Here is a 24443-nt window from a genome sequence, read left to right as displayed (position 1 = left end):
GTTGCTGCTCCGTCACTCGACGACCTGCACACCCTTCCAGAAGGCCACGCGGTCGCGGATCTCGCCGGCCGCTTCCTTCGGGTCGGGATAGAACCACACTGCATCCGGGTTGGCGTCACCGTCGACGAACAGCGTGTAGTAGCTCGCCTGGCCTTTCCACGAGCACATGGTCTTGGTGTTGCTGGGCAGCACGTAGGCCTGGTTCAGGGACGCGGCGGGGAAGTAGTGGTTGCCCTCGACTACCACGGTGTCGTCGCTTTCGGCGACCACGGTGCCGTTCCAGATGGCTTTCATCGTTTCAACTCCTTGTCGTCGGGTGCCTGGTCGGGGATGTTGGCCAGCTCGGCGAGCCAGGTCGTGGCATGCGCGTCGCTCGGGGCGCGCCAGTCGCCGCGCGGCGACAGCGAGCCGCCGGAGCCGACCTTGGGCGCGTTGGGCACGCACGAGCGCTTGAACTGGCTGGTCTGGAAGAAGCGGAACACGAAGGTGCGCAGGTGCTGCTTGATCTGCGCCAGCGTGTAGGCGTTGCGCGCCACCAGCGGGCTGTCCGGCCATGCGCCCGCCGCCGCGTCGTGCCAGGCGTGCCAGGCGAGGTAGGCCACCTTCGACGGCGCGAACCCGAAGCGCAGCGTGTAGTACAGCGCGAAGTCATGTAGCTCATACGGCCCCAGCGTGCCCTCGGTGCTCTGCGCCGGCTGCCCGGCCTCGGCCGCGCCGGACGGCACCAGCTCGGGGCTGATCTCGGTGTCGAGCACCGCTTCCAGCACCTGGCGCGTGCGCGCGTCGGACTTCTCGGCCACCCAGCGCACCAGGTGCTTGACCAGTGTTTTCGGCACGCTGGCGTTGACGTTGTAGTGCGACATGTGGTCGCCGACGCCATAGGTGCACCAGCCGAGCGCCAGCTCGCTCAGGTCGCCGGTGCCCAGCACCAGCGCGCCGTGGTGGTTGGCCAGGCGGAAGAGGTGGCTGGTGCGCTCGCCGGCCTGTACGTTCTCGAAGGTCACGTCGTACTGCGCCTGGCCCTCGGCATACGGGTGGCCGAGGTCCTTCAGCATCTGCGTGCTGCTCGGTCGGATGTCGATCTCGCCGGCGCTGCAGCCCACCGCGGCCATCAGCTCGCGCGCCTGGGCGAGCGTGCGCTCGCTGGTCGCGAAGCCCGGCATCGTGTAGGCCAGCACGTTGCTGCGCGGCAGGCCCATGTCGTCCATCGCCCGCACCGCCACCAGCAGCGCGTGCGTCGAATCGAGCCCGCCGGACACGCCGATCACCAGCTTGCCGATGCCGCTGGTCTCCAGCCGCTGCACGAGGGAGCGCACCTGGATCAGGTAGACCTCCTCGCAGCGTTCGTCGCGCGTGGCGGGGTGGGCCGGCACGTACGGGAAGCGCTGCACGGTGCGGCGCAGCGCCGAGGGCGCCGGCAGCGGCAGCGTGAAGCCCACCGTGCGCATGCGCGAGACCTCGTCGGCGTGCACCGCCGCCGACTGGCCGAAGCTCGTCTGGCGCATGCGCTCGCGCGACAGGCGCTCCAGGTCAATGTCCGCAAAGCTGCAGTGCGCGCCGGGCTCGAACCGGGGCGATTCAGCCAGCAGGTCGCCCGCCTCGTAGATCAGCGCCTGTCCGTCCCAGGCCAGGTCGGTGGTCGATTCGCCGGTGCCGGCCGAGGTGTACAGGTAGGCCGCCAGGCAGCGCGCCGAGTGCAGGCTGGCCAGCTGGTGCCGGTAGCCCGACTTGCCGATCGTGACGTTCGACGCCGACAGGTTCACCAGCACCGTGGCCCCGGCCAGCGCGGCGTAGGACGACGGCGGGATGGGCACCCACACGTCCTCGCAGATCTCGACGTGGAAGCGCAGCAGCGGCAGGTTCTCGGCCTCGAACAGCAGCTGCGTCCCGAAGGGCACGGCCTGCCCGGCCAGCGTGACCTCCCCGGCCAGCGCGTGGGCCGCGGGGTTGAACTGCCGCGCCTCGTAGAACTCCGCGTAGTTGGGCAGGTAGGTCTTCGGGACGATGCCCAGGATGCGGCCGTCGAAGACGACCGCCGCACAGTTGAACAGGCTGTGCCGCACCCGCAGTGGCAGGCCGACGACGGCGACCGCGCCCACCCCGAGCGATCCCTCCGCCACGGCGGCCAGCGCCGCCTCGCAGGCATCGAGCAGCGCACGCTGGTGGAAGAGGTCGTCGCAGGTGTAGGCCGAGAGGCCCAGCTCCGGGAAGGCCACCAGCGAGGCGCCCTGCGCCGCGGCCTCCCGCAGCATCCGCACCGTCTCGCCGGCGTTGTAGGCGGGGTCGGCGATGCGCACGCGGGGCACGGCCACCGCCGCGCGCACGAAGCCGTGGGCGGCGGGGTGGAAGAAGGTCGGCGGCTCGGTCATCGGAGGGATCGGTACGGGCTTGCGGTTGGCGAAGAGGGGCTTCGGTGCGGAGGCGTCCCGGCCGTCGGTCACGATCGACATTGCCACAGGTCGACGGCCGTGTGGAAGCCAGCGGCCACTATTGTCATTGGCGCAGATCATCGGCACCCCGGTACCGACTGCAACGGGAAAACCCTGGCGCCGGTGCCGGCTTCGTGGGCGGCGGCCGTGCGGCAGGGGGGACGGCTGCTTCAGGTGCGCGCCGCCGGCTGCGGTGCGGCCGGCGTGGGCGGTGCTTCCGGCTCGTGAGGTGCTTCCTGCACGACCGGCGCCAGCGCGTTCGCGCGCTCGCCGAACACCATTTCCTGCAGCCAGCCCACCAGCACCGAGGTGTAGGCCCGCTGGTCAGCCTCGCGCGCCAGGCCGTGGTCGGCGCCCGCCAGGCAGCGGTAGGTGAGCGAGCGCGCGTTCTTGCCGGCCTCGCGGTAGCTGGTGAGCACCGCGCGCGGGACGATGGTGTCCAGTTCGGATTCCACCAGCAGCAGGTCGCCGTCGAAGTCGTGGCAGGCCTGCAGGGCCCGGTTGTCGCCGAAGGCCACGAGGCTGCGGCGGTAGGCGCGCAGGTCCTGGTCCTTGTGCAGCTGCAGCTTGGGCACTTCCCAGCCCGAGTCCATGTAGAGCGCCGGCGCGCGCAGCGCCAGCCACTTGACCGGACGCATCGTCGTCAGGATGGTCGCCAGGTAGCCGCCGTAGCTGCTGCCGACGACGGCGATCGACGAGCGGTCGACGTGGCGGCGCTCGGCCAGCCGGTCGTACGCGGCGAGCACGTCGCGCAGGTTGCTCGCCCGCGAGACGGTCTCGAACTGAGGCCGCGTCTGCGCGTGGCCCCGCAGGTCGAAGGTCAGGCAGATGCAGCCGAGCGCGGCGATCTGCCGCGCCCGCGCCAGGTACTGGCCCTGGCTGCCGCCCCAGCCGTGGATGAAGAGCACGCCGGGCAGCAGCGTGCCCGGCGTCACGAAGGTGCCGGCGATGCTGCCTTCGTCGACCGGTATCGCGATGCTCTCGTCAATCGTCGGCATGCGCCTCGTTCTCCTCCACGGTCACGTACTTGACGACCCGACCCACGTGGCAATCGACGCCGTCGTAATGCACCTGCGCGCCCGGGGGCACCGGTGCATCCTCCTCGTACACCTCGTGCGTGGACGCCCGCACCACGCGCCGCCACGGCTGGGCCTTGAAGGCGTGCAGCGCGGCGACCTCGGCGCCGCTCGCGCCGCCGATGCGCCAGGATTGTTCCAGCACGCCGGACTGCCACTGCCCCTGCGCGTCCAGGCCCTGGGCGATGTCGTAGTTGGCCCGCGTGGCGAGCCAGCCGGGGTAGCAGCGCGCGGCGGCGCGGTGGTAGGTGAGCGCCTGCTCGACCGCGGTGGCGAACGGCGCTGCCAGCCCGATCTGCTGCAGCGCCTCGAAGTCGCCCAGCACCACCGTCAGCGTGGAGCCGCCATACACCTCGTGGCCGCGGTGGTTGCGGGTGAGGGACTGCGTGCCGACGTACGAGGCCAGCCACCGGCCCGCCCGCACCTGGCCGACGCTGAGCGTCTCCACCTGCGACAGGTTGCGTTCCAGCACCACGCCGTGGGTCCGCAGCGCCTGCGGATCGGTCTCGTCGAGCCACGCCTCCAGCGAAGCCATGTCCTCGATCACCTGCTGGCCGAGGCCGCCGACCCCGTCGGGGTTCTTCAGCCGCACGCCGCCGTGCTCGAGCAGGCGTTCGGCGGCCGTGCGGGCGTCTTCCGGCGCGAAGACCGAGTAGCCCGGCAGCACGACCGGCCGCACCGCCTCGCCGTAGGCCGCCGACCAACCCCGAGGCGCCTGCGCGCCGGGGCGCACCAGCGGGTGCGTGATCAGCTTGGTGGCGACGAAGGGATGGGGCACCACGCCGCCGAAGAAGTGGTCGGGCGACTCGATGCCGAGTTCACGGGCTGCCTGCAGGCTGGTCAGCGTCTGGCCGGGCACCACATACAGCGGCCGGCCTGCGTGTTCTGCCGGATCGTGCAGGCCGCCGAACTCCAGTTCCAGCAGATCGGCCAGCGACCGGGCCACGGAGGCCTTGGTGCGCTGGTCGTGGCCGTCGGGCTGCGCGTCGGGGCCGCTGCAGCCGAAGACGACGGTCGGGCGCAGCGCGCTGGCGGCGAGAACCGCGCCGATGTCGGGGGTGGGGGCGGCGGTGAGCAGGGCAGTCGTCATCGTCGGTCTCCGTCCAAGGCGGTGGCAGATGGCGCCACTGTGCGCGGCAGGTGCCGGCCGGCCTGCCGGTGGCCGCGTGCATCGCCTGTAGGAGGGCGCCGCGCGGCGGCGCTCAGTCCCCCTCGTGGTGCAGCCGGGCATGGATGCGCTGCGTCGCCTTCCACACCGACCACAGCACCAGCGGTATCAGCGCTCCTGCGGCCAGCTCGGGGTGCACCGGCACGCCCACCGCCTTCAGCGCCTTGCCGCTGTAAAGCAGCAGGCTCACCACGTAGTACGAGATCGCCGCGATCGACAGCCCCTCGACGGTGGACTGCAGCCGCAGCTGCAGCGACTGGCCCCGCGTCAGCTTGGCCAGCAGCTGCTGGTTCTGCGCCTCGGTGGCGATGTCGACGCGGGTGCGCAGCAATGCGCTGGTGCGTTCGATGCGCTGCGACAGCGACTGCAGCCGCTGCGCCGTGGCCGCCACCGTCGCGATGGCGGGCGAGAGGCGCCGCTGCATGAATTCGCCCAGCGTCTGGGTGCCCGGGATGGCCTTCTCGCGCAGCTCGGCCAGGCGCTGGCGCACCAGCGCGTCGTAGGCCTGGGTGGCGGAGAAGCGGTACTGGTGCTCCGCCGTCGCGCGCTCGACCCGCGCGGCCACGTGGATCAGCGTGTCGAGCAGCGCGGCTTCAGGCTCCTGGCGCGCCTCCAGGCGCGCCGTCACCGCCGAGAGCGCCGATTCGGACGCCGCCAGCACCGGCGCCAGCGCCTTGGCGACGGGCAGGCCGCGCAGCGCCATCAGGCGGTAGATCTCCAGCTCGAGCAGGCGCTGCGAGATGCGGCCGGCGCGGGTGTCGGAGGTGCCGGGCGGCGCCACCACCAGCATGCGCTCGAAGCCGTCGGGCCGCAGCCGGAAGTCGGTCACGGCCATCGAATGGCCCTGGCCCATCAACGAGGCGACGACGGTGTGGCCGCCGAACCAGCGCTGTGCCAGCGCCAGCGCCCCATCGGGCGGCGTGATGTCGTGCTCCAGCATCACCAGCTGCGTCGCCGCCACCGTGCGGCCGGGCAGGCCGCGCAGCCAGCCGGCGTCAAGCACCAGCGGCGTGAGCAGGTCCGGGTCTTCCGCACCCAGGCCGGCGCCGACGGGCAGCGGCTGCACCAGCGCGTAGCGGGTGAACTCGGTGTGCCGCTCCCATTTCAGCGTGTGGTCCGCAAAGCGCAGACGCAGGAAGTTGCCCTGCAGGTCGTCGACCGACAGCTCGCCCTGGCCAGGCAGGCGGCGCAGGTGGGCGCACTCCTCCTCGCGCGACACGTCGCGGTTCAACACCGCGATGGTCATCACCAGCGCCGGCAGCCGGATGCGCGCCGACGGCCGGGCGTGCACCTCGTTGTGCAACGAGGCCCGCAGCTCATCGTCGGGTGGCAGGGCGGAGGCCGGGGGCGGGGCGGGAGCGTCGGGCATGGCGGGCACGGGGGTACGGCGGCCCGCCCAGTGTGCCTGCAACAAACGGCCGCGGATCCGCAACACTTCCGGCGATTGGCCGGAAGCCGCTGCGGATACGCTTGCGGCCATGCAAGTCGTCGGTATTTCCCTGCGCAAGCCAGGGTTCAATGAAATCACTGCCGCCACCGTCATGGGCGGCGGCCTGTGGATCGCCCTCGTGGGGCTCCTGTCCGCCGGCGGCCACGCGCTGGAACGGCCCGAGGCCGCGGCGCTGCTGCTGGTGATGCTGTGGGGCAGCCTGTCGGTGCGCCTGGGCATCGACTTCGCCGCCGGCTGGCGCCACCGCATCGTTCACCTCGCGGTGTGCGGGTTGCTGCTCGGCGCCTGCCAGGCGGCGCGCATGCTGTTCGGCTGACAGTAACAAGAACGGCGACGCCGGCGCGGAGCCGGCGTCGCCGTGCGGGACGTCGCGGTGCGTCAGCGCACGCTGCCGCGGCGGATCAGGTTGACGATCGCCAGCAGGATGATCGCGCCGCCCAGCGACAGCAGCAGGCCCATCATGCTGAAGTCGCTGCTGTTGATCGTGCCGCCGCCGACGAGCGGCGACAGCAGCCAGCCGCCGAGCATCGCGCCCACGATGCCGACCACGACGTTCAGGATCACGCCCTGCTGCGCATCGGTGCGCATGATCATGCTGGCAACCCAGCCGATGAGACCGCCGACGACCAGCCAGATGATGAGGTTCATGTATCGCTCCTGATGCGTGTTGAGATGTGGCAAGCGTAGGGAGGGCGGTCCGCGGGCACCGTCGGGCGGTACCGCCATCGCGCGTCAGCGTTGGCCTACGTCCGGCGCCATGACCTTGTCGGGGGTCATCGGCAGGCTGAGGATGCGGCGGCCGGTGGCGTGGTGGATCGCGTTGCACACCGCGGCGGCGACGCCGACGATGCCGATCTCGCCCACGCCCTTGGCGCCCAGGCGGCTAGCGATGGTGTCCTTCTCCTCGACAAACACCACCTCGATGTCGCCGATGTCGGCGTTCACCGGCACGTGGTACTGCGCGAGGTCGTGGTTCATGAACCGGCCCAGCGTGTGGTCGGCCAGCGTCTCCTCGTGCAGTGCCTGGCCGATCCCCCAGACCACGCCGCCGATCACCTGGCTGCGCGCCGTCAGCGGGTTGATGATGCGCCCCGCGGCCACCGCGATGACGACGCGCGTCACCCGCACGGTGCCCAGCGTCTCGTCGACGTGCACCTCGCAGAACACCGCCGAGTGCACCGCCCGGGTGTACTTGCGCTGCTTCAGCACCGCGGGCAACAGCAGGTACTTCTCCTCCAGTGTGCTGTGGCCCGCGGCGGCAAGGATGTCGGTCAGCCGCACCGTCACGTCGCGCTCGAAGCGCAGGTGCATGCAGCCGTCGGCGAAGCCCACGTCGTGGAAGCGGCCGGTGGCGAATGGCGAGCCGGGCTGCTGCCGTGCCATCGACCAGAGGCGGCGCTGCAGCCGCTCGCACACCCCCTGCACCGCCGATCCCACCGTCGCCACGTGCGATGAACCGCCCTCCACCGGCGCCACCGGCAGCGTCGAATCGCCCAGTTCGAAGCGCACCTGCGACAGCGGCAGGCCCATCGCCGCCGCGGCGATCTGGGTCATCACCGTCAGCGTGCCGGTGCCGATGTCGCTCGCCGCCGTGCGCAGCACGAGCTGGCCGTCGGCCTGCAGCACGGCCTGCACCCGCGCGAACATCTGCAGCGCGTCCCAGGTGCCGGTGGCCATGCCCCAGCCCACCAGTTCGCGGCCGTGCCGCCAGGCGCGTGGCCGCGGCGGCCGGCGCTCCCAGCCGAAGCGCTGCGCGGCCTGCTGGTAACACGCGCGCAGCTCCTTGCTCGAGAAGGGCAGGTCCTCGTTGGCGTCGTGCTCGGCGTAGTTCTTGAGCCGCAGCGCCAGCGGGTCCATGCCCAGGCGGTGCGCCAGCTCGTCCATCGCCACCTCGATCGCATGCACGCCCTGCGCGGCGCCGGGGGCACGCATGTCCATCGGGCTGTGCAGGTCGAGCGGCACGAGCTTGTAGTCCAGCCGCACGTTGTCGCAGCGGTAGAGCTGGCCGGACCAGTTCACGACCACCTCGACGTGGTCTTCCCGCCGCGAGGTCGTGCCGGCGGCATCGTGCAGCAGCGCGGTCAGGCGGCCATCGCGCTGCGCGCCCAGCCGCACGCGCTGCCACAGCTCGGGCCGGTGGCCGAAGGTGAACATCTGCGGCCGCGTCAGCACCACCCGCACCGACTGCTTGAGCTTCAGCGCCGCCATCACCGCCAGCAGCAGCGGGTACTGCGGCCGCAGGCCGGAGCCGAAGGCGCCGCCGACGAAGGTGTTGCGCACCGTCACGCGGCTCTCCGGCAGGCCGAACACGCGCGAGACGACCGAGCGCACGTTCTGCGAGCCCTGCGTCTTGTCGTGGATCGTCAGGTGGCTGCCCTTGCCGGCGGGGCCCCGGGCGGCGTAGAGCACCGTCGTGGCATGCATCTCCATCGGGTTGTGGTGCTCGGGGCGAAGGTGGAATGCGGCGTCCACCTGAACCGGCGCGGCATGCCAGGCGCGGTCGGCGTCGCCGCGCTGCTTCGGCGGCGACTTGAAGCCGGCGCGCAGCGCGCTGGGCTGGCGCGCCGTGTGCAGCTGGGCGAGCAGGTCGGTCTCGTGAGGCTCGGCGGCCACCTCCACCTCCACCAGCGTGGCGGCGTAGCGTGCGGCCTCGAAGCTGCGGGCCACCACCAGGGCCACCGGCTGGCCGCTGCAGTGCACCTGCGCATCGTGCAGCGGCTTGAACGGCGAGCCGGTGACCGGCGCCGTCATGTCCTTGTAGAACAGGTCGAGCGAGCGCATGCGCGGCCGGTTCTCGTGCGTCAGCACGTCCACCACGCCGGGCACGGCCAGCGCGCGCCGCGTCGAGATGCGCTCGATGCGGCCTCGTGCGGCGGCGGTGTTGACCACCACCCCGTAGAGCAGCCCCGCCTGCGGATGCTCGGCGGCGTAGCGTGCGGCGCCGGTGACTTTGGCGTGGCCGTCCAGGCGCGGCAGTTCCATGCCCAGCGCCACCTGCGGGGGCGGCGGCAACAGCGTGAAGAAGGTGTCGCGGCTGCGGTCGTTCATGGTGCCTCCTGGCGGGGCTGTTGCCGGGTGAGGTGCCCGAGTTCGCCCGACAGGGCCACTTCCAGCGCGCGCACCACGGCGCGCTCGGCCATCGGGATCTTGAAGGCGTTGTCGGTGCCCTTCGCGCCGGACGGGCTGGCGCCCTGGAGCATGCGCTGCGCCGCCAGCGCGAACGAGGCGGGCGTCGCCGGCCGGCCCACCAGCAGCTCTTCGGCCTCGGGCACGCGCCAGGGCCGGGGCGCGACGCCGCCGATGGCGATGCGCGCCGCGCGCACGTGGCCGTCGGGCCCGACGGCGAGGGCCGCGGCGACGGAGACGAGCGCGAAGGCGTAGGACGCCCGCTCCCGCAGCTTGAGGTAGCTGCTGTGCTGCGAGAAGGGCCCCGGCGGCAGCGTGATGTGGGTGATCAGCTCGCCGGTCGACAGCTCGGTGTCGCGCTCGGGCTGGTCGCCGGGCAGGCGGTGGAAGGCCGTCAGCGGGATCGTGCGGCTCCCCCGGGGCGACTCCACGTGCACCGTGGCATCCAGCGCGGCCAGCGCCACGCAGAAGTCGGACGGGTGGGTCGCGATGCAGTACTCGCTCGTGCCCAGGATCGCGAGCGACTTCGCCAGCCCGCGCCGCGCCGGGCAGCCGCTGCCCGGCGCGCGCTTGTTGCAGGGCACCTGCGTGTCGTAGAAGTAGCTGCAGCGCGTGCGCTGCAGCAGGTTGCCGCCGTTGGTGGCCATGTTGCGGATCTGCGGGGAGGCACCGGCGAGCAGGGCCGCGGCCACCAACGGGTAGCGCGAGCGCACGAGGGGGTGGGCCGCGGTGTCGGCGTTGGTCGCCAGCGCGCCCAGCGACAGGCCCCCGTCGGCGGTGGGCTCGATCGCCTGCAGCGCCACATGCCGGAGATCGACAACGCGGCCGGGCTGGGCGATGCCCGACTTCATCAGGTCGACGAGGTTGGTGCCGCCGGCCAGGAAGCTCGCGTGCTCCCCCGGGGGGCGGTCCTGCATGCCCGCGAGCGCGCCCGCCACGCTGTCCGGCATCACGTGCTCGAACGGCGTCATGCCTGCACCTTCGTCGCGCCATCGGCCACCGCGACGACCGGCTCGGGCGGGTCGAGCGGCAGCACGGCGTCGGCCTCGTCATCGCCTGCCAGCGGCTGCAGCGCGATCGTCGACACCGCCTTGAGGATCTGCGGGTAGGCGCCGCATCGGCACAGGTTGCCGCTCATCAGCTCGCGCAGCGCCTCGGGCGTGGCGGCGCCCCCCTCGTTGAGCAGGCCCACGGCGGAGCACAGCTGTCCGGGCGTGCAGTAGCCGCACTGGAAGGCGTCGTGGTCGATGAAGGCTTGCTGCAAAGGGTGCAGGTGCCCGTCGGGGCTGGCCAGGCCCTCCACCGTCGTGATCGCCTGCCCGTCGAGCGATACCGCCAGCGCCAGGCAGGCGTTGATGCGCCGCCCGTCGCGCAGCACGGTGCAGGCGCCGCATTGCCCGTGGTCGCAGCCCTTCTTGCTGCCGGTCAGGCCGAGGTGGTCGCGCAGTAGGTCCAACAGCGTGACCCACGGCGCGACCACCACGTCCTGCGGCGTGCCGTTGATGTGGAGTCGCACCCTGCGTTCCGGGATGTCCGGGGGAGCGGACGCGTGGGCGGGAGCGGCTTGGGGCATGGCGTCGACGGCGGGGAGCTGTTGTGATGTCCGTGGCGTGGCAAGCGTCGTTCCTGCGGGCGCCCGGAGGGCGGCGCAAGCGCTGTCTGACTGGCACGGCGCTTGCCGCAGCCGCTTCTGCCACGAACCGTTGCGACAGGACTGCCCCATGAGCTTGCACACGCCCTACGCCGTCACCCAGCCCACCCGCGAGGAGATCGCCGCCCTGGAGGGCGCCACGCTGCTGGAGTTCGGCACCGACTGGTGCGGGTTCTGCAAGGCGGCGCAGCCCGCGGTAGCCGAAGCGCTGGCGGCGCAGCCGGGCGTGCGCCACCTGAAGGTGGAGGACGGCCCGGGCCGCCCGCTGGGGCGCTCGTTCAGCGTCCGGCTGTGGCCGACGCTGGTGTTCCTGCAGGATGGGCGCGAGGTCGAGCGGCTGGTGCGGCCGCATGCGCCGGCGCCTGTCGCCCAGGCGCTGCTGCGCCTAGCGCAGGCCTCCGGCGCGGGCTGATCCTCCGGCGGCGGCCCGCCTCACCCTGCGGTGCCGACGCGCGGATGAGCCATCGTCCTACGCGAGCCCGTCAGCCGGGCCGAGACACTTCCTGCAACATGCGGCAGCGGGTCAAGACGACGCCTGCCGCCACAGGAGTTGGCATGCAAAAACGTAAACCGGATGTACTCGCCTTCGTGATGGCGGGGGGCGAGGGCTCGCGTCTCTTTCCGCTGACCGAGCACCGCTGCAAGCCCTCGGTGCCCTTCAACGGCAAGCACAGGGTCGTGGACTTCGTGCTGAGCAACCTCGTGAATTCCGAGATCTATTCGGTATACCTGCTGGTGCAGTACAAGTCGCAGGCGTTGATCGAGCACGTGCGCCAGTCGTGGACCATGGCGCGCTTCATTCCCGACCACTTCATCACCATCGTGCCGCCGCAGATGCGCGACGGTCCGCAGTGGTTCCGCGGCACGGCCGACTCGATCTACCAGAACCTCCACCTGATCGAGACGCACCAGCCCGACTTCGTCGCCGTTTTCGGCGCCGACCATGTCTACCGCATGGACGTGCGGCAGATGCTGGCGGCGCACATCGACGCGCAGGCCGACGTGAGCGTCGCCACGCTGCCAGTCGCGATCGAGAAGTGCGCGTCGTTCGGCATCGTCGAGACGGACGCGGATCTGTGGGTGCGCAACTTCCGCGAGAAGCCCACCACGACCACCGCCATGCCCGGCCGGCCCGGCCATGCGCTGGCGTCGATGGGCAACTACATCTTCTCGACCGGCGTGCTCGTCGACGAACTGCGCCGCGCGCATGCCAGCGGCGAGCGCGACTTCGGCGCCGACATCCTGCCGCGGCTGGCGCGCAGCCACCGCGTGCTGGCCTACGACTTCGCGACCAACCACATCCCCGGCCTCGCCGATTTCGAGGACCCGCACTACTGGCGCGACGTCGGCACCATCGAGTCGTACTTCGAGGCGCATTTCGACACGCTAGGGGCGCGGCCCCGGTTCCGCATGACGAACCCCAGCTGGCCCATCTATGCCAGCCAGGACCCGTCGGAGTCGGCGCAGATCGAGAGCGGCGTCATCACGCGCTCGGTGGTCGGCTCGGGCTGCGTCGTCAACAACGCGCGGCTGAACCACGCGATGCTGCGCCGCGCCGTCACCGTCAACGAGGACGCCCGGCTCGACCACTGCATCGTGATGGAGCGCACCGTCGTCGGCCGCGGTGCGCGCATCACCCGGGCGATCGTCGACCAGGACAACGACATCCCGCCGGGCGAGGTGATTGGCGGCGACGTCGAGCGCGACCGCCGCCGTTTCCACGTGAGCGACAGCGGGATCGTGGTCGTGCCCCGCGGCTACTTCAAGCGCAACACCGCAGCGGGTGCAGGCGCATGACGCCGCTGCAGGCGGTGTGGCCCGGCAAGCCCTATCCCCGCGGGGCCACCTGGGACGGGCAGGGGGTGAACTTCGCGCTGTTCTCCCAGTACGCCGAACGGGTGGAGCTGGCGCTGTTCGACGAACGCGGCCGCGAGCGCCAGCGCATCGAGCTGCGCGAGCGCACCGACCACGTCTGGCATTGCTACCTGCCGGAGGCCAGGCCCGGCCAGGCCTACGGCTACTACGTGCACGGCCCCTACCGGCCGGAGGAGGGGCACCGCTTCAATCCGCACAAGCTGGCGCTTGATCCGTACGCGAAGGACTATGTGGGCGCGCTGCGCTGGCATGACGCGCTCTACGGCTACAGCATCGGCCACCGCAAGGCGGACCTGTCCTTCGACCGGCGCGAGAGCGCCGCCTACATGCCCAAGTGCCGCGTGCTGGAGCCGGCCTTCAGCTGGGGCGACGACCGCCGCCCCGAGATCCCGTGGCACGAGATGGTCGTCTACGAGCTGCACGTCAAGGGCTACACGATGCAGCACCCCGAGGTGCCCGAGGCCTTGCGCGGCACCTACGCCGGGCTTTCCACCAAGCCCGCCATCGACCACCTGAAGCGCCTGGGCGTCACCACCGTCGAGCTGATGCCGGTGCACTCCTTCGTGAACGACCGCTACCTGGCCGAGAAGGGGCTGCGCAACTACTGGGGCTACAACACGCTCGGCTTCTTCGCGCCGGAGATGCGCTATTCGGCGTCGCAGAAGGTCAAGGAGTTCAAGACCATGGTGCGCGCGCTGCACACGGCGGGTATCGAGGTCATCCTCGACGTGGTCTACAACCACACCTGCGAGGGCAACCACCTCGGGCCCACGCTGTCGATGCGCGCCATCGACAACGCGTCGTACTACGTGCTGGCGCAGGACAGGCGCTACTACCACGACGTCACCGGCTGCGGCAACACGCTCAACATCGAGCAGCCGCGCGTGCTGCAGCTGGTGATGGACTCGTTGCGCTACTGGGTCGAGGAGATGCACGTCGACGGCTTCCGCTTCGACCTGGCCTCCGCGCTGGCCCGGGAGCAGGGCCAGGTCGACCACCTGGGCGGCTTCTTCGACGCGGTGCGCCAGGACCCGACGCTCAACCAGGTCAAGCTCATCGCCGAGCCCTGGGACCTCGGCGAAGGCGGCTACCAGACCGGCCGCTTCCCGCTCGGCTGGGCCGAGTGGAACGACCGCTACCGAGACGGCATGCGCGCCTACTGGAAGGGCGACGAGGGGCAGCTCGGCGAGTTCGCGCGCCGGCTCACCGGCTCCTCGGACCTCTACGGCCGCAGCGGCAAGCGCCCGAACGCCAGCATCAACTTCGTCACCGCGCACGACGGGTTCACGCTGCACGACCTGGTCTCGTACAACGACAAGCACAACGACGCCAACGGCGAGGACAACCGCGACGGCCACAACCACAACCTGTCGTGGAACTGCGGCGCCGAAGGCGAAACCGACGATGCCGAGGTCAACGCGCTGCGCGAGCGGCAGAAGCGCAACCTATTGGCCACGCTGCTGCTTTCGCAAGGCGTGCCGATGCTGCTGGGCGGCGACGAGATGGGCCGCACGCAGGGCGGCAACAACAACGCCTATGCGCAGGACAACCCGATCAGCTGGCTCGACTGGCGCCCGACGCCCGAGCGCGAGTCGCTGACGCGCTTCGTCGCCCGGCTGATCGCGCTGCGCCGCGAGCACCCGACCTTCCGCCGCCGCGACTTCTTCGCCGGCCCGGCCGGCGAGCGGGGCCACGACGTGCGCTGGCTGCGCCCTGACGGCGTCGAGATGGGCGAGGCCGAGTGGGCCGAGGCCTTCGCGCGCTGCCTGGGCATGTTCGTCGCGGGCAACGGCCTCGCCGACACCGACCGCTACGGCGTGCGCATGGTCGACGACGACTTCCTGCTGCTGTTCAACGCGCACCACGAGGATGTCGCGTTCGTGCTGCCGGCGTTCGAAGGCGCATCGTGGACTGTGGAGGTGGACACCGCCGACACCGCCCACGACGGCCTGGGCGACGGCGGCGCCCGCCACGCGCCGGGCAGCCAATACGCGCTGCGCGGCCGCTCCCTCGCGGTGCTGTCCCGGCCCCTGGCCCCGGAATGATGGACGACCTGGCTTCCTTCCGCTTCGGGGCGCTGCCCCTCGGCGACGCCACCCGTTTCGGCCTGTGGGCCCCCGGCTGCCGCGAGGCCGGGCTGGAGATCGTGGGTGCGCAGGGCGAAGTGCTCGCGTCGCACTGCCTGCAGCCTGCGCCGGGGGGTTGGCACCAGGCCACCGTGGCCGGCGCCGGCCACGGCACGCGCTACCGCTTCCGGGTGCGCGAGGACCTGGCCGTGCCCGATCCGGCCTCGCGCTTCAATCCCCTCGGGGTTCACGGCCCGAGCGAGGTCGTCGACCCCGGGCACCACGCGTGGCGGCATCCGGACTGGGCGGGCCGGCCCTGGCACGAGGCGGTGGTGTACGAACTGCACGTGGGCACCTTCACCCCCGACGGCACGCTCGCGGCGGCGGCCGCGCGGCTGCCGGCGCTGCAGGCGCTGGGCATCACCGCGGTCGAGCTGATGCCGCTGGCTGCCTTTCCCGGCCGGCGCGGCTGGGGTTACGACGGCGTGCTGCCCTTCGCGGTGCATGCCCCCTACGGCACGCCGGAGGACCTGAAGGCCTTCGTCGACACCGCGCACGGCCTCGGGCTGATGGTGCTGCTCGACGTGGTCTACAACCACTTCGGCCCGGACGGCAACTACCTGGGCGTGTACTGCCCGCCGTTCGTCAACCCGGCGCACCATACGCCGTGGGGCGCGGCGATCAACCTCGATGGCCCGCAGTGCGAGGCGGTGCGCCGCTACTTCGTGGAGAACGCGCTGTACTGGGTGCAGACCTGCCGGCTCGACGGCCTGCGGCTCGACGCGGTGCACGCGCTCTTCGACGGCTCCGCGACGCACCTGGTCGAGGAGATCGCCGCCGCGCTGCGCGATGGGCCCGGCCGCGAGCGCCACGTGCACCTCGTGCTGGAGAACGAGCGCAACGCCGCACGCCTGCTGGCCCGCGACCGGGCCGCCGGCGGCGGCGCCGGCCTCGCCCAGTGGAACGACGACTGGCACCACGCGGCACACGTCGTCGCCAGCGGCGAGACGGACGGCTACTACGCGGACTACGCCGACGAACCCGTCGCCCAGCTGGCCCGCGCCCTGGCCGAGGGCTTCATCTACCAGGGCCAGCCGAGTGCCTTCGCCGGCGGCGCCGCGCGCGGGGAGCCGAGCGCCCACTTGCCGCCCACCGCATTTGTCGCCTTCCTGCAGAACCACGACCAGATCGGCAACCGCGCGCTGGGCCAGCGCCTCGACGCGGTGGCGCCCGCGGCGCGGGTGGAGGCGCTGCTTGGCTGCCTGCTGCTGTCGCCGCAGGTGCCGATGCTCTTCATGGGCGAAGAGTTCGCGGCCACGTCGCCGTTCCTCTACTTCTGCGACCACGAGGGCGCGCTGGCGCAGGCGGTCACCTCGGGGCGGCGCGAAGAGTTCGCCCGCTTCGCGGCCTTCGCCGACCCGGCGGCGCGCCAGGCGATCCCCGACCCGAACGCCGCCGCCACCTTCAGCGAGAGCACCCTGCGCTGGGCCGAGGGCCACCGTGCCGCGGGGCAGCACCGGCTCGCCTTCGTCACCCGCCTGCTGGCGCTGCGGCGCGAGCACCTGCTGCCCTTGCTGCCGCAGATGCACCGGGGCGGGCGGTGGCAAGCGCAGGGCGAGGGCCTGTCGGTCGCCTGGGCGGCCGCGGACGGCACGTGCTGGCGCCTGCGCGCGCACTTCGGCGACGGCGCGGGCGAATGGCCCGTCGGCGCGCACGAGCACGCCGTGTTCGAGCTGGCCGCCACGCTGGGGGACGGGCGCTGCCGCTTTCACGGCCCCGGCGTGCTGGCGACGCTCGAGCCCGCCGTGCGGGCTGCCGGCGAATGACCGACCGATCCATCACCATGCCCGACGCCATCATTCCCCGCGCCACCTACCGGCTGCAACTGCACAAGGACTTCGGCTTCGCGCAGGCCGCGGCCGTGCTGCCCTACCTGCGGCGGCTGGGGGTCAGCCACGTCTACTGCTCGCCGATCTGGCGTGCGCGGCCGGGCAGCCTGCACGGCTACGACGTGGTCGAGCCCGGCACCATCAACCCGGAGCTGGGCGGCGACGAAGGCTTCGAGCGCTTTGCCGCGGCGGCCCGCGCGCAGGGCCTGGGGCTGCTGCTGGACATGGTGCCCAACCACATGGGCGTGTTCGGCGCCGACAACCCGTGGTGGCTGGACGTGCTGGAGAACGGGCAGGCCTCGCGCTATGCCGGCCATTTCGACATCGACTGGTCGCCGCCCAACCGCTCGCTGCGCGGCAAGCTGCTGGTGCCGGTGCTGGGCGACAGCTACGGCGCCGTGCTCGACCGCGGCGAGCTGCAGCTGGGCCACCGCGCCGGGCGGCTGGCGCTGCACTACCACCAGCACCTCTTCCCGCTCGATCCACGCAGCTACGCGCAGGTGCTGCAGCAGGTGGTCGAGGAACTGCCGGGCGGCGATGCCGTGCGCCAGATGCTGCAGCGCCTGAGCAAGGAGTTCGCGGCGCTGCCCGCGCACGACGACCCGGACGAGGCGCGGCGCACGCAGCGCCAGGCCGCCGTCCCGGTGCTGCAGGCGGCGCTCGCCGACGTCTCGTCGGCACCGGCCGTGCAGGCCGCGATCGACGGCACGCTGAAGGCCCTCAACGAGGCGCCGGCCCGCGATGCGCTCGACGCATTGCACGACCGCCAGGCCTACCGGCTCGCCTCGTGGCGCGTGGCGGCCGACGAGATCAACTACCGTCGCTTCTTCGACGTCAACGAGCTGGCGGCCATCCGTGTTGAGGTGCCCGAGGTCTTCGAGGCGACCCACGGCCGTGCGCTCGACCTCGCGGCCGCCGGCGTGGTCGACGGGCTGCGCATCGACCACCCGGACGGCCTGCTCGATCCCGCGCAGTACTTCGAGCGCCTGCAGGCTGGCTATGCGCAGCGCCGCGGCGAGCAGCGCGACCCGGCGTCCCGCTTCGGGCCGCTGTACGTGGCGGCCGAGAAGATCGCCGCCGCGCACGAGGACGTGCCGCATGCCTGGGCGCTGCACGGCACCACCGGCTACCGCTTCGCCAACGTGGTCAACGGCCTCTTCGTGGAGCGCCGCCATGCCGCCCGGCTGGAGCGCCTGTGGCGCGAACACGCTCAGGCGCCGGCCGGCTACGAGCACATCGTGCGCGAGGCCAAGCTGGCCGTGGCCCGCGGCGCGCTGGCCTCGGACCTCACGCTGCTCGCGCAGGCGCTGCACCGCGTGGCGCAGTCGCACCGCAGCACGCGCGACCACGGCTTCAACACGCTGCGCGAGGCCCTGGCCGAGGTGGCGGCGAGCATGCCCGTCTACCGCACCTACGTGGTGGAGACCCCCAGCGCGCAGGACCGCCGCTTCATCGAATGGGCGGTGGCCGACGCGCGCCGCCACAGCGGCATCGCCGACGACGGCGTGTTCGAGTTCGTGCGCCGCTGCCTGCTGCGCGATCCGCCGCCCGGCCTGGGCGGCCCCGCGGCCGAGGCGCTGCTGAGGCGCTTCGTGCTGCGCTTCCAGCAGTTCTGCGCGCCGGTGGCCGCCAAGGGCGTGGAGGACACGGCCTTCTACCGCTACCACCGGCTGGTCTCGCTCAACGAGGTGGGCGGCGAGCCCGCGGTCTTCGGGCTGTCGGCGGCGGCCTTCCACGGCGCCAGCGTCGACCGCGCCCGGCACTGGCCGCACACCATGCTGGCCAGCTCCACGCACGACAACAAGCGCGCGGAAGACGTGCGCCAGCGCATCAACGTGCTGTCGGAGCAGCCGGCCGCGCTGCGCCTGGGGCTGCGCCGCTGGCGCGAGGGCACGCGGGCGTGGCGCAGCGACGCCAATGGCCGCCCCGCCCCCGCGCCGTCCGACGACTACCTGCTCTACCAGACGCTGCTCGGCAGCCTGCCGGCCGAGCCTCTGACCGAGGAGGCGCTGGCGGCCTACCGCGAGCGCATCCAGGCCTACATGCTGAAGGCGGTGCGCGAGGCCAAGCAGTACACGAGCTGGGTGCGGCCCGACGCAGCGTACGAGGCCGCGCTCCAGCGCTTCATCCACGGCGTGCTGGGCCGGCTGCAGCCCAACCCGGTGCTGAGCGAGCTGCGCGCCCGCGCCGGCGAGCTGGCGTGGTACGGGGCGCTCAACAGCGTGTCCGCCACGGTGCTGAAGCTGACGTCGCCGGGCGTCCCGGACCTGTACCAGGGCTCGGAGCTGATGCCGCTGACGCTGGTGGACCCCGACAACCGGCAGCCGGTCGACTACGCGGTGCGCGAGCGCCTGCTGGAGGGCTTCGAGCAGGCCGCGACGCAGGGGCTGCCTGCCGCGGACACCCTGGCCGCGCTGGCGCGCACGCCGGCCGACGGCCGGCTCAAGCTGTGGTGCCTGTGGCGGCTGCTGCACCTGCGCGCCGAGCTGCCGGCGCTGCTGCGCGACGGCAACTACCAGCCGCTGCGGGTGCAGGGCCGCCAACGCGCCCATGCGATCGCCTTCGCGCGCTGCGTGAAGGGGGCGACGCTGCTCGTCATCGCCGGCCGCAAGTTCGCACAGGCTTTCGAGGCCGGCCAGTGGCCCGTGGGGGAAGCCGCGTGGTCCGGCACCTCGATCGCCTGGCCCAACGCGATGGCGCCGCGCCTGGCCGGCGGACCGGAGGCCGTGGATGCGCTGACCGGCCGCTCCGTGGCCTTGGCGGCCGAGGGCCTGCCGCTGGGCGCGGCGCTCGCCGACCTGCCGGTGGCCGTGCTGCTGCTGCGCACCCGCGGGGCCGACAACGGCAATGGCAACGGCTGACGCCCCCGGCTACTCCAGGCGCCCGATGCGCCGCACGGCGGACACCAGCGCCGCGGCATCTTCCTTCCAGTAGGCGGCGAACTGCGGCGCATCGAGGTAGTCGACCGGGCTGCCGGCCTGCAGGATGCTCGCCTGGATGGCCGGGTCGGCGGCAACCCTGCGGGCCGCGGCGCGCAGCTGCTGCACCACCGGCTCCGGCGTGCCGGCCGGCACCAGCAGGCCCGTCCACTGCGCGAAGCGCGCCTCGATCTGGCGCGAGGCCAGGCTCGGCACCTGCGGCAGGGTGGCCAGCGGTGCATCACCCCAGTGCGCCAGCGCACGCAGCTTGCCGCCCTTGATGTGCTGCAGCACGCTCGAGGGTCCGCTCGCCACCGCATCGACCTGGCCGCCCAGCAGCGCCGTGAGCGCCGGCCCGGCGCCGGTGTACGGGATGTGCGTGATGTCGATGCCGGCCTGCGACTTCAGCATTTCCATCGGCACGTGCATCGAGCCGTAATTGCCCGAGCTGCCGTAGTTGTACGTGCCCGGCTTGCCGCGCACGTCGGCGATGAACGCCTCCAGCGTCTTCCAGGGCGCGTCGGCGCGCACCACCAGCACCGTCGGGTCGGCGGTGAAGCGGGCGATCGGCACGAACTGTTCGAGCTGGTAGGCCGGCTTGCGGCCCTGCAGCCGGTCGGCCTCGGGCAGCACCGAGATCGACGAGAGCGTCATCAGCACCGTGTAGCCGTCGGGCGTGGCGCGCGCGGCCTGCGCGATGCCGAGGCTGCCTCCCGCGCCGGCCTTGTTCTCGACGACGATGCTCTGCTTCAGCTCGCGTCCCAGCGCCTCGGCGACGGGGCGGGCGACCGTGTCGGCCACGCCGCCGGGCGGGAAGGGCACGATCATCGTGATGGGGCGCTGTGGGTAGTCGCTGGCGCTGGCGCCGGTGGTGGCGGCGAACGCGACCACCGCCAGCGCCCTTTTCAGGGCGGGCAGGTTCATGGCTTGTCTCCGGAGGGTTCTTGGATGGGTGGGAGGCAGTCGCCGTCAGGCGAAGCGGTTCTCGATCACGCCGAGCCCGTCGATCTCGATGCGCACCACGTCGCCCGGCTGCAGGAAGCGCGGGGGCGTGAGGCCCAGGCCCACGCCGGCCGGCGTGCCGGTGGCGATGACGTCGCCGGGGTACAGCGTGATGCCGCGCGAGACGGTCTCGATCAGCGTCGGGATGTCGAAGATCATGTTCTCGGTCGGGCCGTCCTGGCGCAGCTCGCCGTTGACCCAGCAGCGCACGCGGGTCTTGGTGCCGTCGAGCGCGTCGGCGGTGACGATCCACGGGCCCATCGGGCAGAAGGTGTCGAACGACTTGCCCATGTCCCACTGCTGGTGGCGCATCTGCACGTCGCGGGCGGTCACGTCGTTGACGACGGTGTAGCCGAACACGTGCTGCATCGCGTCGGCGCGCGCGATGTTCTTGCCGCCCCGGCCGATCACCACCGCCAGCTCGGCCTCGTAGTCGATCTGCGACGACACGGCGCCGGGCAGCTGCACGTCGTCATGCGGGCCGACCACGCATTCGGGCACCTTGGTGAAGACGATGGGCCACGACGCGGGGTTGCTGTTGTTGTCCTTGAAGACCGAGGCCTGCAGCTCCTGGGCATGCGCGTGGTAGTTGCGGCCCACGCACCACAGGTTGCGCCGCGGCAGCGGCAGCGGCGCTTCCAGCCGCACCCCGGCCAGGGCGATCTCGGGGCCCTCGGCCTCGGGCAGGGCTTGCCCGTTCGCGGCGGCCTCGATCAGCGCCAGCGCGCCGCGCCGGGCGTCGGCCGGTGCGAGCTTCAGCGGTTGCAGATGCTGGCCGTCGGCGGACACGAGGCCGACGCGGCGCTGGCCGTCGAGCAGGAAGGTGGCGATGCGCAAGATGGTGCTCCTACAAAAACCAATTGATACCAATCAGATCCAATGAGGACCACTATAGGACCAATGGCAGGCCACGACAAGCTGCGCTTTCACCCTTTCCGCTCTCACGGCTGCAGGATGTCACCGCTAATTGGTCCGATTTGGTACGATCACGGCTTCCTCACTGAGCGATTGACCCGTGGATGCCGCTGCCACCCTCCGGGATGCCTTGTTCGACCAGTTGCGTACCGGCGCCTTGCGGCCCGGCCACCGGCTGCCGCCCGAGCGTGAGCTGAGCGAGCAGTACGGCATCAGCCGCTCGACGGTGCGGCGCGTGCTCGGGCAGCTGAAGGCGCAGCAGCTCATCACGCAGACCGTGGGCAGCGGCACCTACGTGACGGCGCAGGCCGCCACCGTGGCGTCGGCGCCCGCGGCGCTGTCGACCAGCCCGGCGGAACTGATGGAGGCGCGGCTCGCGATGGAGCCGGCCATCGTCGAGATGGTGATCCGCAACGCGACGGCCGCCGACTTCCAGCAAATGGAAGCCTGCTGCAGCCAGGCCGAGGCGGCCGCCACGCTGGAGGAGTTCGAGCACTGGGACGGCGCACTGCACGAGGCGATTGCCAAGGCTGCGCACAACAGCTTCGTGACGGGGGTCTTCCAGTCGATGAATGCGGTGCGGGCGCAGGGCGAGTGGGGCATGCTCAAGCGGCGCAGCGTCACCCCCGAACGGCGCGCCGCCTACCAGCGCGAGCACCGTGCGCTGGTGGCCGCGCTGAAAGACCGCGACCTGGCCGCGGCCGTGCAGCACACACGCGCGCACCTGCTGCACGTGCGGCGCAACCTGCTGGGCGACTGATCGCCCCGGCAGGGCGCGGCGGCTACTTGGCGGCCAGCCCCAGCTTCTCGATGAGCTGGCGGTCCTTGGCGAAGGTTTCGGTCGCCCAGGCGCGGTATTCGTCGCCGGTGCGGTACCAGACTTGCTGGTTGAGCTGTTCCATCACCTCGGCGTGGCGCGGATCGTCCATCGCCTTCTTGAAAGCGTCGTGCAGCGCCTTCACCACCGCCGGGTCCATGCCCTTGGGGCCGACCAGGCCGTAGGGCGAGGTGGACACCACGCCGTAGCCGAGGTCCTTCGCGGTGGGCACCTGCGGCCAGCGCTTGGTGCGTGTTTCGCCGAAGGTGAGCAGCAGCCGCATCTGGCCAGCGTCGACGAACTTGTCCCAGCCGGTGGCGTCGCTCGCGGCCATCACGTGGCCGCCGATCAGCGCCTGCATCTGGTCGGCGTTGCCCTTGAAGGGCACGTGGTTGAGCTGGATCTTGGCGGCCTCGGCCACTTCCTCGATCAGCAGGTGCGGGCTGGTGCCGATGCCGGTGGAGCCGTAGTCGATCTTGCCGGGCTGCTTGCGCGCGGCCTCCACGTAGTCGTTGAAGGTCTTGTAGGGCGAATCGGCGCGCACCACGAAGCCGAAGGTGTAGCCCGACACGCCCATGATGAAGGTGAAGTCGTTCAGCGGATGCCACTGCGTCTTCTGCATGTGCGGGATGCGCAGCATGCCCATCGGGTACTGGCTGATGGTGTAGCCGTCGGGCTTGGCGGTGAGCGCCATCGAGCCGGGCCCCAGCGTGCCGCCGGCGCCCGGCTGGTTCTGCACGATGACGTTCTGCCCCAGGTGCTTGCTGGCCAGCTCGGCCAGCAGGCGGTGGTGGCGGTCGGTGGAGCCGCCGGCGGGCCACGGCACGATCAGCGTGATCGGCCTGCTGGGAAAGGCCTGGGCCCGTGCGGTGCCGAAGGGCACCAGGGCCGACGCGGCGGCAGCGGCCAGCACCGTGCGGCGGCGCAGCGCCGGGGCGGTGGGCGAGGGAGCGGGATCGTGGGGCATGGGGCGTCGCCTGTATTCCGCACTGCGGAGTGAAGGTGGATCGTCATCCATCGTAGAGGGCATGGCTTTGTCCTGTAAACGCGGCACAAACCCCAAGGGCTTGTCACGGGGGTGACAGTGGTCGGAGAGCCTTTATATTCCGCATATCGGAATAATGACCATTGCAATCATGTCACGCCGCCGCCTCGCCCCCCAGGCCCCCGAAGCCGCCCAGGACCGGCGCTTTGTCACCGCGCTGGCGCGCGGCCTGGAGGTGCTGCGGTGCTTCGGCACGCGCGAACGCTGGCTGTCGCACCAGGAGATCGCGCGGCGCAGCGGCCTGCCGCAGGCGACCGTCTCGCGCATGACCTTCACGCTGACGCAACTGGGCTACCTGCGGCACCGCGCCGAGACCGGCCAGTACGCGCTGGCCGGCGGCGTGCTGGCGCTGGGTTTCTCGATGCTGACGAACTTCGACCTCGGCCGGGTCGCGCGGCCCGTGATGCAGGCGCTGGCCGACCGCTTCGAGGTGGCCGTGTCGATGGGGCTGCGGCACGGGCTGCAGATGGTCTACGTGGCGCACTGCCGGGGCGGCAACCGGCTGACGCTGGGCCTGGATGTCGGTGCGCGCCTGCCGCTGGCGGACACGGCGATGGGACGTTCACTGCTGTGTTCGCTGCCGCAGGCGGAACGGGAGGGCTTGTGCGAGCGCCTCGCCCAGGCCGACGCCGAAGGCTGGCCCCGGCAGCGCGAGGGCCTGGCCCGTGCGCTCAGGCAGTACGCGGCCCAGGGCTTCGTCACCTCGGAGCGCGAATGGGAGCCGCAGATTTCCGCGGTGGGTGTGCCCGTGCTGGTGGGCGATGGCCGGCCGCCCCTGGCGCTCACCATCGGCGGGCCGTCGTCGTACCTGACCCGGTCCACGCTGGAAGCGATGGGCGCGGCGCTGGCCGTGGCGGCCGCGGAGATCCGCGCGCTGATCCATGGCGGGGACTGGTAGCCGCGGCATCCGTGGCCGCGGCGGCTTGTATGTTCAGACCAGACCGGCACGGTAGAGTCTGAACGCCGTTGAGGCGGCCAGACCGGCCCGTGCAGTTTGGTAGCGGCTGGGGTGATCG

19 protein-coding genes and 1 pseudogene are annotated in these 24443 nt (G+C 71.8%); 8 read left to right on the top strand and 12 right to left on the bottom strand.

From position 1 onward, the window contains the following. Positions 1 to 12: 12 nt before the first annotated feature. The 5 genes from V4F39_RS00560 to V4F39_RS00540 all read right to left on the bottom strand — a co-directional run bounded on the left by V4F39_RS00560 (position 13) and on the right by V4F39_RS00540 (position 6042). A complete protein-coding gene (locus V4F39_RS00560; protein WP_332287277.1) occupies positions 13 to 294 on the bottom strand; it encodes a DUF427 domain-containing protein in 282 nt (93 codons plus the stop codon). Next, on the bottom strand, positions 291 to 2369 hold the full coding sequence (locus V4F39_RS00555; RefSeq protein ID WP_332287276.1) for an NAD(+) synthase: 2079 nt from the start codon (positions 2367 to 2369) through the stop codon (positions 291 to 293). Before V4F39_RS00555 ends, V4F39_RS00560 begins: the two co-directional genes overlap by 4 nt. A gap of 230 nt (positions 2370 to 2599) precedes the next feature. Continuing rightward, complete coding sequence (locus V4F39_RS00550; protein WP_332287275.1) at positions 2600 to 3427, bottom strand: alpha/beta hydrolase family protein; 828 nt, start codon at positions 3425 to 3427, stop codon at positions 2600 to 2602. Beyond that, positions 3414 to 4595, bottom strand: a complete 1182-nt coding sequence (locus V4F39_RS00545) for a DUF3182 family protein (protein WP_332287274.1) — start codon at positions 4593 to 4595, stop codon at positions 3414 to 3416. The genes V4F39_RS00550 and V4F39_RS00545 overlap by 14 nt, the downstream gene beginning before the upstream one ends. A 112-nt stretch (positions 4596 to 4707) precedes the next feature. Further along, positions 4708 to 6042: a DUF3422 family protein gene (locus tag V4F39_RS00540; protein WP_332287273.1), complete on the bottom strand. Its 1335-nt coding sequence runs from the start codon at positions 6040 to 6042 to the stop codon at positions 4708 to 4710. A 109-nt stretch (positions 6043 to 6151) separates the two neighbouring features. On the opposite strand from V4F39_RS00540, the gene V4F39_RS00535 reads away from it, so the two are divergent. Beyond that, positions 6152 to 6439 carry a hypothetical protein gene (locus tag V4F39_RS00535; RefSeq protein ID WP_332287272.1) on the top strand — a complete coding sequence of 96 codons (288 nt, stop codon included), beginning with the start codon at positions 6152 to 6154 and terminating at the stop codon, positions 6437 to 6439. Between the two features lie 62 nt (positions 6440 to 6501). Here V4F39_RS00535 and V4F39_RS00530 read toward each other — a convergent pair whose 3' ends face one another. The 4 genes from V4F39_RS00530 to V4F39_RS00515 form a co-directional block, all read right to left on the bottom strand. Beyond that, a complete protein-coding gene (locus tag V4F39_RS00530; RefSeq protein ID WP_332287271.1) occupies positions 6502 to 6771 on the bottom strand; it encodes a GlsB/YeaQ/YmgE family stress response membrane protein in 270 nt (89 codons plus the stop codon). Positions 6772 to 6855: 84 nt separating this feature from the next. After that, on the bottom strand, positions 6856 to 9171 hold the full coding sequence (locus V4F39_RS00525) for a xanthine dehydrogenase family protein molybdopterin-binding subunit (RefSeq protein WP_332287270.1): 2316 nt from the start codon (positions 9169 to 9171) through the stop codon (positions 6856 to 6858). Continuing rightward, positions 9168 to 10220, bottom strand: coding sequence for an FAD binding domain-containing protein (locus tag V4F39_RS00520; protein ID WP_378235136.1), 1053 nt, complete (start codon positions 10218 to 10220; stop codon positions 9168 to 9170). The genes V4F39_RS00525 and V4F39_RS00520 overlap by 4 nt, the downstream gene beginning before the upstream one ends. Next, positions 10217 to 10822 (bottom strand): (2Fe-2S)-binding protein, encoded by a 606-nt coding sequence (locus V4F39_RS00515; protein ID WP_332287269.1) that lies wholly within the window; start codon positions 10820 to 10822, stop codon positions 10217 to 10219. The genes V4F39_RS00520 and V4F39_RS00515 overlap by 4 nt, the downstream gene beginning before the upstream one ends. 148 nt (positions 10823 to 10970) lie before the next feature. Between V4F39_RS00515 and V4F39_RS00510 the strand changes: the two genes are divergently transcribed. From V4F39_RS00510 to treY, 5 genes and pseudogenes are all read left to right on the top strand, one after another. Further along, positions 10971 to 11312: a thioredoxin family protein gene (locus V4F39_RS00510; protein WP_332287268.1), complete on the top strand. Its 342-nt coding sequence runs from the start codon at positions 10971 to 10973 to the stop codon at positions 11310 to 11312. Between the two features lie 143 nt (positions 11313 to 11455). Then, a pseudogene (locus tag V4F39_RS00505) lies at positions 11456 to 12667 on the top strand (glucose-1-phosphate adenylyltransferase); the annotation flags it as partial. 26 nt (positions 12668 to 12693) lie between these two features. After that, positions 12694 to 14820 carry a glycogen debranching protein GlgX gene (glgX, locus tag V4F39_RS00500; RefSeq protein WP_332287267.1) on the top strand — a complete coding sequence of 709 codons (2127 nt, stop codon included), beginning with the start codon at positions 12694 to 12696 and terminating at the stop codon, positions 14818 to 14820. Beyond that, positions 14820 to 16667: a malto-oligosyltrehalose trehalohydrolase gene (gene treZ, locus V4F39_RS00495; RefSeq protein WP_332287266.1), complete on the top strand. Its 1848-nt coding sequence runs from the start codon at positions 14820 to 14822 to the stop codon at positions 16665 to 16667. The genes glgX and treZ overlap by 1 nt, the downstream gene beginning before the upstream one ends. Continuing rightward, positions 16664 to 19591: a malto-oligosyltrehalose synthase gene (gene treY / locus V4F39_RS00490; protein WP_332287265.1), complete on the top strand. Its 2928-nt coding sequence runs from the start codon at positions 16664 to 16666 to the stop codon at positions 19589 to 19591. The genes treZ and treY overlap by 4 nt, the downstream gene beginning before the upstream one ends. A gap of 9 nt (positions 19592 to 19600) precedes the next feature. Here treY and V4F39_RS00485 read toward each other — a convergent pair whose 3' ends face one another. Both V4F39_RS00485 and V4F39_RS00480 read right to left on the bottom strand, forming a co-directional pair. After that, entirely contained in the window at positions 19601 to 20572 is a 972-nt protein-coding gene (locus V4F39_RS00485; RefSeq protein ID WP_332287264.1) for a Bug family tripartite tricarboxylate transporter substrate binding protein, read from the bottom strand. 45 nt (positions 20573 to 20617) lie between these two features. Further along, positions 20618 to 21487: a fumarylacetoacetate hydrolase family protein gene (locus V4F39_RS00480; protein ID WP_332287263.1), complete on the bottom strand. Its 870-nt coding sequence runs from the start codon at positions 21485 to 21487 to the stop codon at positions 20618 to 20620. A 178-nt stretch (positions 21488 to 21665) separates the two neighbouring features. Between V4F39_RS00480 and V4F39_RS00475 the strand changes: the two genes are divergently transcribed. Then, positions 21666 to 22325 carry a FadR/GntR family transcriptional regulator gene (locus tag V4F39_RS00475; RefSeq protein WP_332287262.1) on the top strand — a complete coding sequence of 220 codons (660 nt, stop codon included), beginning with the start codon at positions 21666 to 21668 and terminating at the stop codon, positions 22323 to 22325. Between the two features lie 22 nt (positions 22326 to 22347). On the opposite strand, the gene V4F39_RS00470 is transcribed toward V4F39_RS00475, so the two are convergent. Beyond that, positions 22348 to 23349, bottom strand: coding sequence for a tripartite tricarboxylate transporter substrate binding protein (locus V4F39_RS00470; RefSeq protein WP_332287261.1), 1002 nt, complete (start codon positions 23347 to 23349; stop codon positions 22348 to 22350). Between the two features lie 169 nt (positions 23350 to 23518). Here V4F39_RS00470 and V4F39_RS00465 point away from each other — a divergent pair, with 169 nt between their 5' ends. Then, a complete protein-coding gene (locus V4F39_RS00465) occupies positions 23519 to 24325 on the top strand; it encodes an IclR family transcriptional regulator (protein WP_332287260.1) in 807 nt (268 codons plus the stop codon). Positions 24326 to 24443: the final 118 nt, after the last annotated feature.

Source organism: Aquincola agrisoli, assembly GCF_036621135.1.
GTDB lineage: Bacteria > Pseudomonadota > Gammaproteobacteria > Burkholderiales > Burkholderiaceae_C > Aquincola > Aquincola agrisoli.
This window is presented reverse-complemented; position numbering and strand designations above follow the sequence as displayed.

What these genes read in the sequence shown, in the direction of transcription:
- V4F39_RS00560 (WP_332287277.1), bottom strand. Translation starts at nt 294, where the DNA reads ATGAAAGCCATCTGGAACGGCACCGTGGTCGCCGAAAGCGACGACACC.
- V4F39_RS00555 (WP_332287276.1), bottom strand. Translation starts at nt 2,369, where the DNA reads ATGACCGAGCCGCCGACCTTCTTCCACCCCGCCGCCCACGGCTTCGTG.
- V4F39_RS00550 (WP_332287275.1), bottom strand. Translation starts at nt 3,427, where the DNA reads ATGCCGACGATTGACGAGAGCATCGCGATACCGGTCGACGAAGGCAGC.
- V4F39_RS00545 (WP_332287274.1), bottom strand. Translation starts at nt 4,595, where the DNA reads ATGACGACTGCCCTGCTCACCGCCGCCCCCACCCCCGACATCGGCGCG.
- V4F39_RS00540 (WP_332287273.1), bottom strand. Translation starts at nt 6,042, where the DNA reads ATGCCCGACGCTCCCGCCCCGCCCCCGGCCTCCGCCCTGCCACCCGAC.
- V4F39_RS00535 (WP_332287272.1), top strand. Translation starts at nt 6,152, where the DNA reads ATGCAAGTCGTCGGTATTTCCCTGCGCAAGCCAGGGTTCAATGAAATC.
- V4F39_RS00530 (WP_332287271.1), bottom strand. Translation starts at nt 6,771, where the DNA reads ATGAACCTCATCATCTGGCTGGTCGTCGGCGGTCTCATCGGCTGGGTT.
- V4F39_RS00525 (WP_332287270.1), bottom strand. Translation starts at nt 9,171, where the DNA reads ATGAACGACCGCAGCCGCGACACCTTCTTCACGCTGTTGCCGCCGCCC.
- V4F39_RS00520 (WP_378235136.1), bottom strand. Translation starts at nt 10,220, where the DNA reads ATGACGCCGTTCGAGCACGTGATGCCGGACAGCGTGGCGGGCGCGCTC.
- V4F39_RS00515 (WP_332287269.1), bottom strand. Translation starts at nt 10,822, where the DNA reads ATGCCCCAAGCCGCTCCCGCCCACGCGTCCGCTCCCCCGGACATCCCG.
- V4F39_RS00510 (WP_332287268.1), top strand. Translation starts at nt 10,971, where the DNA reads ATGAGCTTGCACACGCCCTACGCCGTCACCCAGCCCACCCGCGAGGAG.
- glgX (WP_332287267.1), top strand. Translation starts at nt 12,694, where the DNA reads ATGACGCCGCTGCAGGCGGTGTGGCCCGGCAAGCCCTATCCCCGCGGG.
- treZ (WP_332287266.1), top strand. Translation starts at nt 14,820, where the DNA reads ATGGACGACCTGGCTTCCTTCCGCTTCGGGGCGCTGCCCCTCGGCGAC.
- treY (WP_332287265.1), top strand. Translation starts at nt 16,664, where the DNA reads ATGACCGACCGATCCATCACCATGCCCGACGCCATCATTCCCCGCGCC.
- V4F39_RS00485 (WP_332287264.1), bottom strand. Translation starts at nt 20,572, where the DNA reads ATGAACCTGCCCGCCCTGAAAAGGGCGCTGGCGGTGGTCGCGTTCGCC.
- V4F39_RS00470 (WP_332287261.1), bottom strand. Translation starts at nt 23,349, where the DNA reads ATGCCCCACGATCCCGCTCCCTCGCCCACCGCCCCGGCGCTGCGCCGC.
- V4F39_RS00465 (WP_332287260.1), top strand. Translation starts at nt 23,519, where the DNA reads ATGTCACGCCGCCGCCTCGCCCCCCAGGCCCCCGAAGCCGCCCAGGAC.